At 64.7% G+C, this 17,032-nt stretch carries 14 protein-coding genes; 7 read left to right on the forward strand and 7 right to left on the reverse strand.

The genetic code is table 11. The features are described 5' to 3' along the window. Window position 1: 1 nt before the first annotated feature. Together QSV46_RS25275 and QSV46_RS25280 are read right to left on the reverse strand one after the other, a co-directional pair. On the reverse strand, window positions 2-733 hold the full coding sequence (locus QSV46_RS25275; RefSeq protein WP_314957961.1) for a sulfite exporter TauE/SafE family protein: 732 nt from the start codon (window positions 731-733) through the stop codon (window positions 2-4). 115 nt (window positions 734-848) lie between these two features. After that, window positions 849-2,924: a HAMP domain-containing methyl-accepting chemotaxis protein gene (locus tag QSV46_RS25280; protein ID WP_314957962.1), complete on the reverse strand. Its 2,076-nt coding sequence runs from the start codon at window positions 2,922-2,924 to the stop codon at window positions 849-851. A 245-nt stretch (window positions 2,925-3,169) separates the two neighbouring features. Between QSV46_RS25280 and QSV46_RS25285 the strand changes: the two genes are divergently transcribed. Further along, a complete protein-coding gene (locus QSV46_RS25285) occupies window positions 3,170-4,465 on the forward strand; it encodes a hemolysin family protein (protein WP_314957964.1) in 1,296 nt (431 codons plus the stop codon). A gap of 220 nt (window positions 4,466-4,685) precedes the next feature. On the opposite strand, the gene QSV46_RS25290 is transcribed toward QSV46_RS25285, so the two are convergent. The 3 genes from QSV46_RS25290 to QSV46_RS25300 all read right to left on the reverse strand — a co-directional run bounded on the left by QSV46_RS25290 (window position 4,686) and on the right by QSV46_RS25300 (window position 7,868). Then, on the reverse strand, window positions 4,686-4,925 hold the full coding sequence (locus QSV46_RS25290) for a PilZ domain-containing protein (protein ID WP_314957966.1): 240 nt from the start codon (window positions 4,923-4,925) through the stop codon (window positions 4,686-4,688). A gap of 82 nt (window positions 4,926-5,007) precedes the next feature. Further along, window positions 5,008-6,633: an FMN-binding glutamate synthase family protein gene (locus QSV46_RS25295; protein ID WP_314958201.1), complete on the reverse strand. Its 1,626-nt coding sequence runs from the start codon at window positions 6,631-6,633 to the stop codon at window positions 5,008-5,010. A gap of 461 nt (window positions 6,634-7,094) precedes the next feature. Then, window positions 7,095-7,868: a ferredoxin--NADP reductase gene (locus QSV46_RS25300; RefSeq protein WP_314957968.1), complete on the reverse strand. Its 774-nt coding sequence runs from the start codon at window positions 7,866-7,868 to the stop codon at window positions 7,095-7,097. Between the two features lie 387 nt (window positions 7,869-8,255). Between QSV46_RS25300 and QSV46_RS25305 the strand changes: the two genes are divergently transcribed. Further along, entirely contained in the window at window positions 8,256-9,056 is an 801-nt protein-coding gene (locus QSV46_RS25305) for a RimK-like protein (RefSeq protein ID WP_314957969.1), read from the forward strand. A 55-nt stretch (window positions 9,057-9,111) separates the two neighbouring features. Here the strand turns inward: QSV46_RS25305 and QSV46_RS25310 are convergent, their stop codons facing one another. Together QSV46_RS25310 and QSV46_RS25315 are read right to left on the reverse strand one after the other, a co-directional pair. After that, window positions 9,112-10,041, reverse strand: coding sequence for an amino acid ABC transporter substrate-binding protein (locus tag QSV46_RS25310; protein ID WP_314957971.1), 930 nt, complete (start codon window positions 10,039-10,041; stop codon window positions 9,112-9,114). Between the two features lie 9 nt (window positions 10,042-10,050). Then, complete coding sequence (locus QSV46_RS25315; protein WP_314957972.1) at window positions 10,051-11,349, reverse strand: dicarboxylate/amino acid:cation symporter; 1,299 nt, start codon at window positions 11,347-11,349, stop codon at window positions 10,051-10,053. A 210-nt stretch (window positions 11,350-11,559) separates the two neighbouring features. Here QSV46_RS25315 and QSV46_RS25320 point away from each other — a divergent pair, with 210 nt between their 5' ends. The 5 genes from QSV46_RS25320 (at window position 11,560) to QSV46_RS25340 (ending at window position 16,941) form a co-directional block, all read left to right on the forward strand. Further along, the gene (locus QSV46_RS25320; RefSeq protein ID WP_314957973.1) at window positions 11,560-12,561 is read left to right on the forward strand and encodes an NADP-dependent oxidoreductase; all 1,002 of its coding nucleotides are present in this window, start codon (window positions 11,560-11,562) and stop codon (window positions 12,559-12,561) included. Between the two features lie 216 nt (window positions 12,562-12,777). Continuing rightward, on the forward strand, window positions 12,778-13,656 hold the full coding sequence (locus QSV46_RS25325; RefSeq protein ID WP_314957975.1) for a cysteine rich repeat-containing protein: 879 nt from the start codon (window positions 12,778-12,780) through the stop codon (window positions 13,654-13,656). A gap of 128 nt (window positions 13,657-13,784) precedes the next feature. Next, a complete protein-coding gene (locus QSV46_RS25330; RefSeq protein ID WP_314957976.1) occupies window positions 13,785-14,000 on the forward strand; it encodes a hypothetical protein in 216 nt (71 codons plus the stop codon). 191 nt (window positions 14,001-14,191) lie between these two features. Then, window positions 14,192-15,331: an FAD-dependent monooxygenase gene (locus tag QSV46_RS25335; protein ID WP_314957978.1), complete on the forward strand. Its 1,140-nt coding sequence runs from the start codon at window positions 14,192-14,194 to the stop codon at window positions 15,329-15,331. Continuing rightward, a complete protein-coding gene (locus QSV46_RS25340) occupies window positions 15,328-16,941 on the forward strand; it encodes a benzoate-CoA ligase family protein (RefSeq protein WP_314957980.1) in 1,614 nt (537 codons plus the stop codon). Before QSV46_RS25335 ends, QSV46_RS25340 begins: the two co-directional genes overlap by 4 nt. Window positions 16,942-17,032: the final 91 nt, after the last annotated feature.

The raw sequence follows: 17,032 nt of genomic DNA on the forward strand, positions 1-17,032 counted from the left end.
CTCAAAACAACAGCGCGACGCCGGAGACGAACAGCAGCGCGAGCACGATCTTGCGGAACGCAGCCTCGTCGATCCGGCCGAACAGTTTTAGTCCAAGCCACGTGCCGGCGAACAGAAACGGCAGGCCGAGCGCGAACAGCGTTGCCGTCTCGAGCGTGAGCGATCCCTTGGCGCCCAGCAGGAGCGCCGCCGTGGCGAACACCACGACCGCGACGGGCTGGAACGTGGCGCGCTGAACATCCTTGGGCAGGCCGCGCAGATTGCACCAGATGGTGATGATGATGCCGGCAAGGCCGGTCAGCCCGCCAAGCAGGCCGTTGACGAAACCCACCGCGATGTCGGCGGCCGGCGGCAGGACGGTCGCGACCTTGAGCTGCGGCCGGAACAACGCATAGAGGCTGTAGGCGATCAGGACCGCCCCAACCGCGATGCGGACGCTGTTCGGATCGGCCGAGGTCAGAAGCGAGACCCCCACGGGCACGCCCACGACGGCACCAACCATGAAAGGCCACAGCCGGCGCCAGTCGAGCGCGCTGCGCAGCTTCCAGACCGAATAGCCCTGCACCAGCAGGCCGAAGCCGACGATCAGGCTGGCGCTCTGAAGCGGCGTCAGCACATAGAGCCACAGCGATGCCGCGACGAGACCGAAGGCAAAGCCGGACAGGCCGGCGACGAACGCGCCGGCGAAGGTGGCCAACAGAAAAAGCGGAAGCTCGATTGCGATCCCGTCCATTGCTCGCTCCATGCAGCAGCGAGCAGCGCTTGCGTGGGATCACCACTTCACGGGGAGGCTGCGACATCCCCGGGCTGCAAGCCTAGGTGAAACCGCGTCCTCCCACAATGGAGCTCTACGCGGCGCGGATCGCGTCGAGGAATTTTCCGACCTCGACCCTGAGGCGGCTGCTCTCGCCGGACAGCGACCTGGCCGAAGCGAGCACGTTACCGGATGCCGATCCGGTCTGGCTCGCGCCGCGCTGGACGTCGACGATGCTGGCGGAGACCTGCTGGGTGCCGCGTGCCGCCTGCTGCACGTTGCGGGAAATCTCCCGGGTCGCGGCGCCCTGCTCCTCGACCGCCGCGGCGATCGCCGATGCGATCTCGGACATGCGGCCGATGGTGTCGCCGATCGCCTTGATGGCGCCGACGGAATCCTCGGTCGCGGCCTGAATCCCCGAGATCTGCTGGCTGATCTCGCCGGTGGCCTTGGCGGTCTGCTCGGCCAACGCCTTGACCTCGGAGGCGACGACGGCGAAGCCGCGCCCGGCCTCGCCGGCGCGCGCCGCCTCGATGGTGGCGTTGAGGGCAAGAAGATTGGTCTGGCCCGCGATCTGGCTGATCAGCTCGACCACGTCCCCGATCCGGCCGGCTGCCTTGGCGAGCTCGCCGACATAGTCGTTGGTCCGTCCTGCCTGCTGCACCGCCTCGCCGGCGATGCGCGCGGAGTCCTGGACCTGCCGGCTGATTTCGTCGACGGATGAGGCCATCTCCTCGGCCGCCGCGGCGACGGTCTGGACGTTGGTGGAGGCTTGTTCGGAGGCGGCCGCAACGGTCGCCGTGACCTTTTCCGATTGATCGGCCGTGCTCGTCAGCGTTCCCGCCGACGCTTCGAGCTCCGAGGATGCCGACGACACGGTGTTGATCACCTCGCCGATCATGGCCTCGAACTCGCGTGCGATCTGATCCACGCGCTGGCTGCGCCGGAGCTTCGCCTCGGCTTCGACCGCGGCCGCCTCCTCGGCGGCCTTCTTGGCGGAGAGCGAATCCTTGAAGTGCCGGAGCGAGCCCGCCACCTGGCCGATCTCGTCATTGCGGCCCGTCGCGGGAATCTCGACCTCGTGCTGCCCGGCAGCGAGCGCTGCGATCACGTCCGCGAGTCGGCTCAGCGGCGTCACCACGCGCCTGCGCAGCATCACGGTCACGCCACCGAGCGTCCCCAGCAGCGCCAGCACCGCCACGCCGGCGAGGGCGAGCATCGTCAGCGCGCCATCGCGCGCCGCCGTGGCGCGCTCGGCCGCTTCCGCCAGCGCGGCGTCACGGACGCCGTAGAACATCTGGATGGCCGGCACGATGACGCTCGCCAGCTCTTCGGCGTTGATGTCGTACTTGCCGTCGCTGCGGGCCGCGGGCATCTCCTTGTCCACGGCAGCCGCGGCCTTTCCGAAATAGGACTCCGTCGCCGCCTTGAACGCGGTGGCGATGCGGGGCGGGCTTCCGAGCTGGTCGATGCCGGCCTCGATGCGCTCGCGGTCGGCCTCGACGCGGCCCTGCATGCGATCCATCAGCGAGAATTCGGCCGCCGTGAGCGGCCGACGTGCGCTCAGCGCCGGCGACAGCGAGGCGGCGCGGCTGCCGGCCGAGACGCGCAGATCCTGCGCCGTTCGCGCCATGCTGAGCAGAGACGCAAGCGAGGAATCGGCATTGATGACCTTCGCTTCGAGCCGGTTCATGACCGGTTCGATATGGCCGATGACCTCGGCAACGCCGGGCAGGAAGCCCTTGGTCACGGCGCCGTCGCGCGCCGCCAGGGGAACGCTCATCGCACGATCGGCCGCGGTGTAGATTTCCTTCAGCCGCCGCGCGGCACGGTCCAGGTTGTCGATCATTGGGCCCGCGTCGTCGAGCACCATGAGGGCGAGCCTTGCCCCCTCGAAGGCGGCATCGGCCGCTTTCGCCGCTTTGCCGGCGGCTTCGATCTGCGCCTGCTTTGCAGCGGCTTCCTGGAAGATGGGTCCGATGTAGGGCGCGCGAAGGCTGGCGACCTGCTGGCTGACCATCAAGGTCGCGCCAAAAGCCTCGACCGTCTTGATCGCGTCGGAGCGGTTCGTGAAGATGCGCGTCTGGGGTATCAGCACCTCGGCGCCAAGGATGACCGCAAAAACCGTCACCGTCAGCATCGACAGCGCGAAAAGCTTCCCGATCCGCATCCCTGGTCCCCCGAATACATTCTGCAAATGTCGAGACCCTAGCCGGCCGCCACTAAGAGCCCGTTAAGTAACGGCATGCCCGTAGTTCCGCGGGGCGCCGGCGTCGCGGGTCCTCCGGAACAACGTCGCCCCGAGGTTCCCGCGCGGTGCCGGTTGCGACGGGATCCGTCGGCATTTCCTCCCGGAATACCTATATCGAGCCTTGTGCCGCCCTCCGCGCCACACTCACTTACCTCGGAACGTCAATGCTCTCGGTCGAACTCGTCATCGTCGTCATCCTGATCGTCATCAACGGCTTGCTGTCCATGTCCGAGCTGGCCGTGGTCTCGTCCCGCCCGGCGCGCCTGTCGATGCTTGCCGCCAGGGGCGTGCGCGGCGCCGAGCGGGCGCTGACGCTGGCGGCCGAGCCCGGAAAATTCCTCTCGACCGTGCAGATCGGCATCACGCTGGTCGGCGTGCTCTCGGGCGCGTTCTCCGGCGCGACGCTCGGACAGCGGCTGACGCAATGGCTGCTCGAGCTCGGGATGTCGGCCGGTATTGCCGACATCGTCGGCGTCGGCCTCGTCGTCACGCTCATCACCTACGCCACCCTGATCGTCGGCGAGCTGGTGCCGAAACAGGTGGCGCTGCGTGACCCCGAAAGCATCGCGGTCAGGGTCGCGCCGGCGATGCACCTGCTGGCGAAGGTCTCGCTGCCGCTGGTCTTCCTGCTCGACCTCTCCGGCAAGCTGATCCTCACGCTGCTCGGCCATGGAGGCAAATCCGAAGAGAAGGTCTCGGAGGACGAGATCCACCATCTCGTTACCGAAGCCGAGAACGCAGGCGTGCTCGAGTCGGGCGAAAAGGAGATGATCGCCGGCGTGATGCGGCTCGGAGACCGGCCGGTCGGCGCGATCATGACACCCCGCACCGAAGTCAACGAGATCGACCTGCGCGATGCACCGGAGGCGATTCAAGCGATCATCGCCGAGAGCCCGCATTCGCGCTTTCCGGTCTCGGACGGAGATCGCGACAAGCCGATCGGCGTGCTGCAGGCCAAGGATCTGCTGGTCGCCTACATGAACGAGCGCGCGCCGGACCTGCGAGCGCTCGTGAGAGAAGCACCTGGCATTCCGGCATCAGCCGATGCCCGCGATGTGCTGACGATCCTGAAGGCCGCTCCGGTTCATGTCGGCCTGGTCTACGATGAATACGGCGCTTTCGAAGGCATCGTGACGACGGCCGACATTCTGGAATCGATCGTCGGCGCCTTCCATTCCGAGGAGGGACCGCCGGAGCCGGCTTACGTCAAGCGCGCAGACGACTCGCTGCTCGTCGCCGGCTGGATGCCGGTCGACGAGTTCGGCGAACTGCTCGGCATCGAGCTGCCACCGCACCGCTACAACACGGTGGCGGGCCTGGTGCTGCAACAGTTCAGCGTGCTGCCCGACGTCGGCGATGCCTTCGACTTCGCCGGCTGGCACATCGAAGTCGTCGATCTCGACGGCCGGAGGATCGACAAGATCCTGGCGAGCCGGCGGAGCGAGCAGGCGGCGGCGTGAGTTGGTGCGCTGAACTCTCCACGTGTCGTCCCGGACAAACGCGCCCCAAGCGCGCTCCGATCCGGGACCCATAACCACAGGGAGAGGATTGGCGAAGGCTCGGAATTGCCAGCTTGGGCCGCAACTTCTCCCTGTGGTTATGGATCCCGGGCTCGCGACTTCGTCGCGCCCCGGGACGACAGCGGAGCTTGCGGCTCAAGCGCGCATCAAACGCAGGACCTCACCCGAACTTCACCCCGATCCGCTTTTCCTTGCGCCAGATCACTGTGCAGGTCAGATGCGTTCCGTCGGCCTGGATGAACAGAGTGAAGCGTTCGGGGATGCCGACGGGGCTGGTGACGTCGAGGGCGGCGCCGGTGTCGGAGAAATTGCGGATGGTGCAGTCGATCGCACCGCCGCCGAACTCGATCGTTCCGGCTTTCAGAACGCGATGTCTCGCCTTGTCGCGCCGCTCGTCCATGGGCACAACCTATACCCAAAGTTGAAACAAACGTTAAGTGCCCGCCCGCTCGCGATAAATTTATTCCACGGCGGCGCGACGCTTACAGCGCCGGCTGGAACGTCTCGGGGCGGGCGATCCGCCAGGCATCGCGGAAGCGCGGGTCTTCGGTACCTTCGAGCAGTTCGCCCGGGCGCAGCGCCGGATAGAGCTGTGCGAAGGATTGCACCTGGGCCGTCGACGTTCGTTGGCTGAAGTGGATCGGACGCAGTTGCTGCGGATGTTCGAGGCCCGCCGCCGCGATCAGCTCGGTCAACGAGTGCAGCGTCGCATGGTGATAATTGTGCACGCGGTCGATCTTGAGCGGCACATAGAGCGCACGCGCACGCGTCGGGTCCTGGGTCGCAACCCCGGTCGGGCAGCGGTCGGTGTGGCAGCTCAGCGACTGGATGCAGCCGAGCGAGAACATGAAGCCGCGCGCCGAATTGCACCAGTCGGCGCCGATCGCCATCGCCCGCGCCATATCGAAGGCGGTTGCGATCTTGCCGGACGCACCGATCCAGATGCGGTCGCGCGCATTGATGCCGATCAGCGCGTTGTGGACGAAATTGACGCCCTCGCGCATCGGCATGCCGAGATGATCCATGAACTCCAGCGGCGCGGCGCCGGTGCCACCCTCATTGCCGTCGACGACGATGAAGTCGGGATAGATTCCGGTCTCCAGCATCGCCTTGCAGATTGCAAGAAATTCCCAGGGATGGCCGATGCACAGCTTGAAACCGGCCGGCTTGCCCCCGGACAGCCTTCGCATCTCCGCGATGAACTGCATCATGCCAACAGGCGTGGAAAAGGCGCGGTGCGAAGCCGGCGAGATGCAGTCCTCGCCCATGGCGACGCCACGGATCTTTGAAATTTCTTCCGAGACCTTTGCCGCCGGCAGCACGCCGCCATGGCCGGGCTTGGCGCCCTGGCTGATCTTGAGCTCGACCATCTTGATCTGGTCCTGGCTGGCGACGCGCGCGAAGGCCTCCGGATCGAAGCTGCCGTCCGGATGACGGCAGCCGAAATAGCCGGAGCCGATCTCCCAGATGATGTCGCCGCCCATCTCTGCGTGATAGGGGCTGAACCCGCCCTCGCCGGTGTCGTGTGCGAAGCCGCCCTTCTTCGCGCCGGCATTGAGCGCGCGCACGGCGTTCGGGCTGAGCGCGCCGAAACTCATGGCGGAGATGTTGAACACCGACGCCGAATACGGCTTTGCACAATCCGGCCCGCCGATGGTGACGCGGAATCTCTCCTCGGCGTGCGCTTTCGGCGACACCGAGTGATGCATCCACTCGTAGCCCTCGCGGTAGACGTCCTCCTGGGTGCCGAACGGACGCTTGTCGAGCTGCATCTTGGCGCGCTGGTAGACCACTGCCCGGATGTCGCGGGAGAACGGCATGCCGTCCTTCTCGCTCTCGAAGAAATACTGCCGCATCTCGGGACGAATCTCTTCGAGCAGGAAGCGGATATGCGCCGAGATCGGGTAATTGCGCAGGACCGCGTGGCCCTTCTGCATGAGATCGCGGACGCCGAGCAGCGTCAGCGCGCCAAAAATCAGAATCGGGATCAGCAGGATGTCGAAGATCTTGCGGTCGGCGATGCCGATGCCGATCAGGAGCGCAGTGACAACCGCGCAGATGGTCAGGACGATGAAGCGCGGCGAGAACGGAAGCAGCAGCGTTTCCATGATCCCCTCTTCCGCCAGCGGCAGGCGTTTGGGGGATTCCTGTATTTTGTTGTCGGCCACGATTCCGATCCTCTCGCCAGCATGAGGCGGTACGATACGCCTGCGCCTGTCATACGGATATGACGTAGCGGTTGTTTCAGGCTAGCGAATTCGGCCGAGACATCAATCAGCCCGACGGGCAGATTTTTGCAGTGCAGCAGGGGTGTGGATGAGATACGGAGGGCCGCTGCAATCTCAGCCGTCGTCCCCGGGCAAGCGAAAGCGCAGACCCGGGATCCATAACCACAGGAAGGAGTTGCGGCACGAAGCTGGTGGTTGCAAACCTTCGCCGACCACGTCCTGTGGTTATGGGTCCCGGATCTGCGCGCGCTTTGGGCGCGCTTGTCCGGGACGACAGGTGAGTTGATGGCTACCACCCGGGACGACGAGTCGCGTGTGACGCGAGATCGCGTCAACAGAACTTACCGCTCGACGAACGCCTTCTCGATCACGAAGTGACCGGGCTTGTTGCCGGAGCCTTCGATGAAGTCGCGGCTCTCGAACATCACCTTCAGCTCTTCGAGCATCGCCGGGCTGCCGCACATCATGACGCGGTCGGTCTCGATGTCGAGCGGGCCCTGGCCGATATCGTTGAAGATCTGCTCCGAGGAGATGAGGTCGGTGATGCGGCCGCGGTTGCGGAACGGCTCGCGGGTCACGGTCGGATAGTAGACCAGCTTGTCCGCCAGCAGCTCGCCGAACAGCTCGTCCTCGCGCAGAGAAGCGACGAGCTTCTCGCCATAAGCGAGTTCGGAGACCTGGCGGCAGCCGTGCACCAGCACGATGCTGTCGAACTGGTCATAGACCTCGGGGTCCTTGATCAGGCTGGCGAACGGCGCAAGGCCCGTCCCGGTCGACAGCAGCATCAGCCGCTTGCCGGGGATGAGATTGTCGGTGATCAGCGTGCCGGTCGCCTTGCGGCCGACCAGGATGGTGTCGCCTTCCTTGATCTTCTGGAGACGCGAGGTGAGCGGGCCGTCCTGAACCTTGATCGAGAAGAACTCGAGCTCTTCCTCGTGGTTGGCGCTCGCCATGCTGTAGGCGCGCAGCAGCGGACGGCCGTCGACCTCGAGGCCGATCATCGCGAACTGGCCGTTCTGAAAGCGGAAGCCGGTATCGCGCGTGGCGCGGAAGCTGAACAGCGTGTCGGTCCAGTGCTGGACGGAAACAACCTTCTCTCGGTAAAACGCGCTCATGATTTTCGATATTCCGAATAACTGCGGGTTTTAGGGCAAAAGCGTAGCCCGGCCCTTAAAGCGGGGCGCACACCATTGCCATGGCGGAGGATTTCGCGTGTGTGATCTACGCCATTGAGGCCAATAATCAACCTCATTGCGGATGCAATTGATGCCGGTCAAACCGGCATTTGCGGCGGAAATGGTCACATCATTAATGGATCTGCCGTCTGGCGCATGCGGCCGGAAATTTCTTTCCCCTCCGGGGCTCGAATACAGCACTAAATTTCCGTGGCGCTCGCGAGAATTTCATTAAGAATAGCTCTGATTTTCACCCGGCTTGGCGCCGTTTCCCGCAGTTTTGCGGCTTTTGGCGCCAGGAGCCACTGGAACTAGCGACTGAGAGACATGGCGACCGGTGATCGGACCTTCGTTCGGGCGATCAAGCGCTATTGCGCGACCCACGGCATCACGCTCGATGTCCGCGCCGGTGGCTGGCTGCTCGCGATGCGCCGTGGCGAAGCGCGCCACTTCGCGTTCGGCTACGACATCGGCCTCAACAGCGCCATCGCGCACCGCCTCGCCAACGACAAATCGGCCACCGCCGAGGTGTTGGCGCTTGAGGACGTGCCCTGCATTCCGCATCACCTCTTCCTTAATCCAAAGCTGGGCAGGAATGTCGTTGGCCCGACCTGGCGAAATGCAATGCTTGAGCTGCTTCACGACCATCCGCAAGGCGTGGTGGTGAAGCCGAACGAGGGGACGTCGGGGCGTTCGGTGTTCAAGGTGACGACGGAGGCGGAACTCGACCATGCGGTCGGCGAAGTCTTCTCGATGAGCGCGGGGCTCGTGATCTCGCCCTATGTCGCCATCGAGCAAGAGGTGCGCGTGATCCTGCTCGATGATGTGCCACTCGTCGTCTACAGCAAGCAGCGTGGCTCGGATTGGCGGCACAATCTCGATGCCGGCGCAAAGCCGGTGCTGCTGGAGGACGGTCAGGTTCGAACGGCCTGCGTCAGGATCGCGACCGATGCTGCGAACGCCATCGGCATCGCCTTTGCCTCGATTGACCTGGTTCGCGTCGATGGCGCGTGGAAGGTGCTCGAGATCAATTCCGGCGTGATGATGGAGGCGTTGGCGAAGCTGCACCCGGAGCTGGTGCAAGCGACGTATGATGCGGCGCTGGACCGGGTGTTTGATAAAGATTAGCAGCCGCGAACTCGCTGCACCCTCCCCCTCCAGGGGAGGGTAAGGGCGACCGCCATCAATTATTCGCGCTGGCCGAATCGTCCATCGCCTTGAAGGCTTCCTCCAGTTGCAGCGAGATCGGCACGTTGAGCCGTTCGCCGGTCGGAAGCCGGGCGGTGAACCATTTATTGTAGAGCGGGACGAGGTCGCGGTTGGAGCCGAGCTTGCGGAAGGTGCGATCGACCACGGCCGTGAGTTGCGGCTCGCCCTTGCGGAACATGATCCCGTAGGGATCGTAGGACAGAAAGTCGCCGGTGACGCGGAACTTGTCCTGCGCCTTGTGGCGCGCGATCAGGCCGGAGAGCAGGATGTCGTCCGTCGCGAACGCATCGGCCTTGCCGTCGACAAGCATCTGGTAGGACTGCTCGTGATCGGCGCCGACGGCGATGTTCAGCCCGAGCGAGAACTTCTTGTCGGCCGCCTGGATCGCCTGCTCGTTGGTGGTGCCCTTCGTCACCACGATGGTCTTGCCTTTCAGATCGGTCAGCGACTGGACGTTCGAAGCCTTCGGCACCATCAGCTTGGTGCCGGCGACGAACATCAGCGGCGAGAACGCGACGCGCTTGCCGCGCTCGGCATTGGCCGTGGTCGAGCCGCATTCCAGATCGATCCTGTTCTGAACCACTGCGTCGATGCGATCGTCCGAGGTCACCTTGACGTAGTCGATCCTCAGATTGGGATCGTCGACCTCGACGCCGATCTCCTCGACGATGGCCTCGCAGAGCTCGAGGCTGTAACCGATCGGGCGTCCCGACTGGTCGAGGAAGGAGAACGGCGGCGAGCTCTCGCGGTAGCCGAGCCGCACGGTGTGCGCCTTCTTGATGGCCGACAGCGTTGGGCTCAGCCCTTCGCCGCCGGTCTGGGCGGACGCCGCGGTGGTCGCGAGCAACGATACCGCGAACCACAGGCAGCCGCCGATCACTGACCTTGCCAGTGTCTTATCCATGATGCGCTCCTAACCATGGCCGGCCATGGCAGGCACTTCGCCCGGCACCATATCGCCGGGCACGGCATCGCTCGGTCCCATCTCGTGCTCGGGCCCGAGCTCGCCTTCCCACTTCGCCACGACCGAGGTCGCAAGCGTGTTGCCGATCACGTTGGTGGCGCTGCGACCCATGTCGAGGAAGGTGTCGATGCCCATGATCATGAGCAGGCCCGCCTCGGGGATACCGAACTGCGACAGCGTCGAGGCGATCACGACGAGGGAGGCACGCGGCACGCCGGCGACGCCCTTGGAGGTGATCATCAGGGTTGCCAGCATCGCGAGCTGGGTGCCGAGCGGCATGTCGATGTGATAGCTCTGCGCAATGAAGACGGCCGCAAAGGTGCAGTACATCATCGTGCCGTCGAGGTTGAAGGAATAGCCGAGCGGCAGCACGAAGCTCGAGATCCGCGACGAGGCGCCGAAGCGGTTGAGCGCCTCCAGCGTCTTCGGATAAGCAGCCTCCGAGCTCGCGGTTGAGAACGCGATCATCAGCGGCTCGCGGACCAGCTTCAAGAGATGGCTGTAGCGTGGCCCGATCACGATGAAGCCGACGACCACCAGGATGCCCCACAGGATGGCGAGCGAGAGATAGAAGCCGCCCATGAAGACGACGAGCTTCCAGAGCACCAGCAGGCCGTTCTTGGCGACCGTCGCCGTGATGGCCGCCCACACCGCGATCGGCGCGAACAGCATCACATAGCTCGTCACCTTCAGCATGATGTGGCCGATATCGTCGATCAGCGCCAGGATCGGCTTGGAGCGTTCGGGCATCGAGCCCATCGCCACCGAGAAGAACACGGCGAAGATCACGATCTGGAGGATCTCGTTCTGCGCCATCGCGTCCGCGATCGAGGTCGGGATCAGATGGGTGAGGAATTTCTCGATCGAGAAGGCCGACACCGGCAGGCCGGTCGATTGCCCCGCGGCGGGCAGCGTGCCCGGGAAGTTCGCGCCGGGCTGAAGCAGATTGACCATGATCAGGCCGAGCAGCAGCGAGACGAAGGAGGCGCTGACGAACCAGCCCATGGTCTTGGCGAAGATGCGGCCGAGCTTGGAGCCCGAGCCCATATGGGCGATGCCGCCGACCAGGGTCGCGAACACCAGGGGGGCGATGATCATCTTGATCAGCCGCAGGAACATCATGGCGATCAGGTTGATGGAGGAGGCCCAGTCGGCGCGCGTGTCGGGCAGGAAATTGTAGATCGCCGAGCCCATCACGATGCCCAGCACCATCGCGGCCAGAATGTATTGCGTAAACCTGTTCGCCATCGCTTACCCCCACGTACACCGGCGCTTCATGATGTCGCAGATATCGTAGCGACGCAACACGCTTTGCGTGTAGCCGCGTTGGCCTGATGTTCCCGTTGTGGAATGGAACGCGGCGATCTAGCCTTCATGCAGCGCACAACGAATGCGGCTTGCACGTTTTCTTTGCGGCAGCTGCATCAATAATCGTCAAACAAGAGAAGAGGAAACGCCATGAGCGACGGCATCAATCGCCAGATTCTTCTGGTGGAAAAACCCAGCGGCAAACTCGGCCCCGAACATTTCAAGATGGTCGACGGCGCAATGCCGGAGCCGAAGGTCGGCGAGGCCCTGCTGCACGTGCGTTACATCTCGCTCGACGCCGCCAATCGCGCCTGGATGCACGGTGCGACGTATCGCTCAGCGGTGGAGGCCAACAGTGTGATGGCCGGCGGCGCCATCGCCGAGGTCGTCAGCTCGAAGGCGCCGGGGCTCGCGCCGGGCGACATCGTGTTCGGCGACACCGGCTGGCAGGAGTTTGCGGCCGTGCCGGCGAAGCATCTGACAAAAATGCCGAAGCTGGAGCCGATGACGCATCTGCTCAGCGTGTTCGGCATCGCCGGCCTCACCGCCTATTTCGGCCTGCTGGAAATCGGCAAGCCGAAGGAAGGTGAGACTGTCGTGGTGTCGGCAGCCGCCGGATCGGTCGGCTCGATCGTCGGGCAGATCGCGAAGATCAAGGGATGCCGTGTGATCGGCATTGCCGGCGGCGCCGACAAGTGCGGCTGGCTGACCTCCGAGCTCGGCTTCGATGCCGCGGTCGATTACAAGGACGGCGCCGTGTTCAAGGCATTGCGCGCGGCGGCGCCCAAAGGCATCGACGTCTATTTCGACAATGTCGGCGGCGACATTCTCGAAGCCTGCCTGCCCCAGATGAACAATTACGGCCGCATCGCCTGCTGCGGCGCAATTTCGCAATATGACGGCGCGCCCTCCGCGCACGGCCCACGCGGCGTGCCCGGCCTGATCGTGGTGAAGCGGCTCGTGATGCAAGGCTTCATCGTGATGGACTACATGAAGGACAGCCAGCGCGCGCTCACTGACCTTCAGGGCTGGGTCAAATCCGGCAAGCTGAAGGTGCAGGAGGACATCATCGACGGGTTACAGAACACGCCGAAGGCGCTGATCGGATTGCTCGCGGGCGAGAATCGCGGCAAGCGCATGGTCAGGCTCTGACGACGTATTGTTTGTTTGAGCATGATCTTTTCGGAGAACCGCTGCACACTTTTCCGGATCATGCTCTAGTTACGTCGCAATTGCCGAGGCATTATCTACTTGCGGTAGAGGTCGAAGAGGCCAATGATGCCGCGCGCGAGGTATCACTCGCGACGATTGCGCTTGCATCACATTTCATAATTGTCGGCGTTACCGACAGGGCAGGAATACAGTCAGATGTTCAACACGTTGAAGCATGCCTCAACGCGCACGGCGCTGCTGGCGGCAGTGATCTTCGCAACTGCAGCACCGGCCCTCGCACAAGCTCCGACCGATGCGCAGAAGAGCGCGATCCGTTCGGCCTGCCGCTCGGACTTCATGGCGCACTGCGCAAGCGTGACGCCCGGCGGCGTGGAGGCCTATCAATGTCTGGAGAAGAACATGTCCAGCCTCTCGGCAGGATGCCAGACCGCCGTTCGCGCGGTCGAGCCCGCGGCGACTCCGAAGACCGAAGCCGCGCCCGCCGCGCCGAAGACCGCAGCGCCTAAGGCCGAAGCGCCCAAGATCGAAACGCCCAAGACCGAAGCTGCGCCCAAAGCGGAGTCGGCGCCTGCTGCGCCAAGGGCTAACTCCGCCCCGGCGGCAAAACCGGCAGCCGCACCGGCGCCGAAGGCTGCTGCGGCCAAGCAGCCGAGCAGCGCACAGGTTGCTGCGGTCAAGAGCGCGTGCCGCGCCGATTATCCCAAGGTGTGCGCCAGCGTGCCGCCGGGCGGGGCCCCCGCGCTCGAATGCCTGGAGAAGAACAAGGCCAAGGTGTCGCCGGCCTGCGAAAAGGCCATAAGCGCTGCGGCCGGCGGCGGTGGCGCAACGGCAGCGCCTGCGGGCGCGGCGCCTGCAGCGGCAGCTCCGGCGGCCGCACCGACCGTCATCGCGCTGCGGCCGCTGCGGCCCCGCGAGGAATTGTTCATCGTTCGCTCAGCCTGCAGCGCCGATATCCGGACGCTGTGCGCCGGCGTCGCGCCCGGCGGCGGCCGTATCGTGCAGTGCATTGCAAGCAATGCAGCCTCGTTGTCGCCCGCCTGCAAGGACGTGCTGGCGCCGTTCGCGGCAAGATAAGGCAGCGCATGATGAGGCGCCGAAGCGCGCGGCGATGACAGACGGCGTGCGCGCAAGAATTCTCGCACGCCCGCCACGACAAACCTTTGCAGATATCGATTTCAATCACGATACACCGGGAGGAAGACATGCGTGCATTCCTACTCATTGCTTCGGCGCTCCTCTCCTTCGCGGCGACCATGACCTTCGAGGCCACCGACGCCAACGCGGTGGTGTGCGCCCGCGGCGTCTACCGCGCCGGCTGTGCCGGGCCGAACGCGGCCGTCGTGGTCCGCAAGCCGGTTCCAGTGGTCCGCTGCACCAGGGTGCTGGTGAACGGCGTCTACGTGAAGCGCTGCGTCTGACGCGCGAATAGCCAAGCCGTCGCCGTTTGGCTATGGTTCGCAGCGTCACTGCTTCGGACACGCGTCAAACGTGTGTCCGGGGATGGTTTCGGCGTGCCGCGCGCCTGCCGATAATTCCGCTGGCGCGGGAAGCCGGAGCACATTAGTCTAGCCCTGGATAGTAAGTATACTGTCAATTAGGGAGGCAGACGTTGCGGATCGCCGTGATTGGCGGGGGGCCCGGTGGGCTCTACTTCGCCTATCTCTGGAAGAAGCGTCACCCCGAGGATCAAGTCGACCTGTTCGAACAGAACCCGGCCGACGCGACCTGGGGCTTTGGCGTCGTGTTCTCCGACCAGGCGCTGGAGTTCCTGCGCGCCGACGATCCGGAGACGGTCGACGCGATCGCGCCGCATATGGAGAGCTGGGAAAACATCACGCTGAACCTGGGCGGTGGCAGCGTCGCCATCGACGGCGTCGGTTTCTCCTCGATCGGCAGGCTGGAGCTGCTGCAGTTCCTGCAGCAGCGAGCCCTCGATGCCGGCGTCACGCCGCGTTTCGACACGCCAATTCACGCGATCGACCAGCTGGGCGGCCATGATCTGATCGTCGCCGCCGACGGGCTGAACTCCCTGGTGCGCCGCGCCTTCGAAGGTGATTTCGGGACGTCGCTGTCCTACTCCTCCAACAAGTTCGTCTGGTACGGCACCTCGAAACGCTTCGACACGCTGTCGCAGACTTTCGTGAAGACCGACCGCGGCACCTTCAACGCCCATCACTACCGCTACTCCCCGACCATGAGCACATTCCTGGTCGAGTGCGACCCCGCGACATGGCAGGCCTATGGCTTCGCCTACAAGGATGCCGAGCAGTCCAAGGGCGTCTGCGAGGAGGTGTTCGCCGACACGCTGGGCGGCCACTGCCTGGTCTCCAACAAGTCGGTGTGGCGCAACTTTCCGTGGGTCTGGAACGAGCACTGGTCGTTCAAGCACATGGTGCTGATCGGCGATGCCCTGCACTCGGCGCATTTCTCGATCGGGTCGGGCACGCGGCTCGCGATCGAGGACGCCATCGCGCTGGTCAAGGCACTGGAGTCGGACGCGCATCTGTCGACCGCGCTGCATCGCTACCAGGCCGCGCGCAAGCCGGTGGTGCAAAAACTCGTCAATGCCGCGCGAACCAGCGCCTTCTGGTACGAGCACTTCGCCGAGCACATGCAGCTCGACTTGATGGACTTCGCCTATAGCTACATCACCCGTTCCGGCCGCATCGACGATTCCCGGCTGCGTGCGATGTCGCCGGCCTTCATGGCGCGCTACGAGGCCGCCAGAAACGGTGGAGACGCGGCATGAGCAATGAGATTCGCGACCAGGTGCCCGCCGACAGCGTGGGGGCACGCGAGATCGGATTTGCCGTTCCGCAAGACTACAACGCCAGCCGCGTGCTGTTCGACAATCTCGCCAAGGGGCGCGGCGACAAGCTCGCGCTGATCGGGCCGGCGGGCACGCGGACCTATGCCGAGCTTTGCGCGGAGGCTTGCCGCTGGGGCAACGGACTCGCATCGCTCGGTCTGACGCGCGGCGACCGCGTGCTGCTGTTCCTCGACGACACGCCGGCCTATCCCGCCGCCTTCTTCGGCGCGGTGCGTGCCGGCTTCGTGCCCCTGCTGATCAACACGCTGACGCCGCCCGACTTGTTGCAATTCTATCTCGCCGATTCCGGTGCGCGTGTCGCGGTGGCGGATGCCGAGTTCGCGGCGCGCTTCGACGCCGAAGCCTGCAGGGGCACGCGCCTGCACACGCTGATTGTCGTCAATGGCGCGGTGGGCGATCACGCCGCGCCGAACGCCGTCGCCGCCGCAAGCTGGCTCGCGCAATTCCCGGCCGAGCTTGCGGAAGCCCCGACCCATCGCAACGAGATGGCGTTCTGGATGTACTCCTCCGGCTCGACCGGCCGGCCCAAGGGCATCGTGCACCTCCAGCACGACATGGCCTATAGCGAGGCCGCGTTTGCGCAGAACGTGCTGAAGCTGACGCCCGGCGACATCTGCTTCTCCGTGCCGAAGATCTTCTTCGCCTACGGTTTTGGCAATTCGATCACTTTCCCGTTCTCGGCGGGCGCGGCGACGCTGCTGCTGCCGGGACAGCCGAAGCCCGCCTCGACCTTTGCCGCGATCGCGCAACACAAGCCGACGGTGTTCTTCGGCTTGCCGACGCTCTACACCGCGCTGACCAAGGCCGAGGGCGCGGACAAGGCCGACTTCTCGTCTCTGCGCATGTCGCTTTCTGCGGCCGAGGTCTTGTCGGCGGAGGTCTTCAACGGCTGGAAGACGCTGACCGGCCTCGAGATCGTCGAAGGCCTCGGCTCCACCGAGGTGCTGCACATCTATCTCTCGAACCGTCCTGATCAGAAAAAGCTCGGCGCCGCCGGCCTGCGCGTGCCCGGCTACGAGGTCGCGCTGCGCGACAAGGACGGCCGCGACGTCGGCGACAACGAGGAAGGCATCTTATGGGTGCGCGGCGATTCCAACACGCCGCTGTACTGGAACCGGCCGGACAAATCCGCCGAGACCATTCGCGATGGCGGCTGGATCTACACCGGCGACCGCTTCGTCCGCGATGCCGACGGTTTCCACTTCTTCCGCGGCCGCGCCGACGATCTCATCAAGATCTCGGGCCAGTGGGTCTATCCGCTCGAGGTCGAGCTCTGCCTCGCCGATCATCCCGATATCCGCGAATGCGCGGTCTTCGCTGCCGAGCTGCCGGACCGGCGGATGACGCTGAAAGCGGTGGTGGTGATGAACAACCGCGCCTCCGACCAAAGCGAGGCGACGCGGCGGCTCCAGGATTATGTGAAGGGCAGGCTGCTGCCGTACAAATATCCGCGCGAGGTGATCTTCATCGACGAGCTGCCGAAGACGGGTACGGGCAAGATTGACCGGCAGGCGTTGCTGAGGATGTGACTACCGCTGTCATCGCCCGGCTTGACCGGGCGATCCAGTATTCCAGAGGCGATTGTGATTGATTCGAGACGCCGCGGCGTACTGGATTCCC

It is taken from the genome of Bradyrhizobium cosmicum, assembly GCF_032290525.1.
In the GTDB taxonomy this organism is placed as follows: Bacteria; Pseudomonadota; Alphaproteobacteria; order Rhizobiales; family Xanthobacteraceae; genus Bradyrhizobium; species Bradyrhizobium cosmicum_A.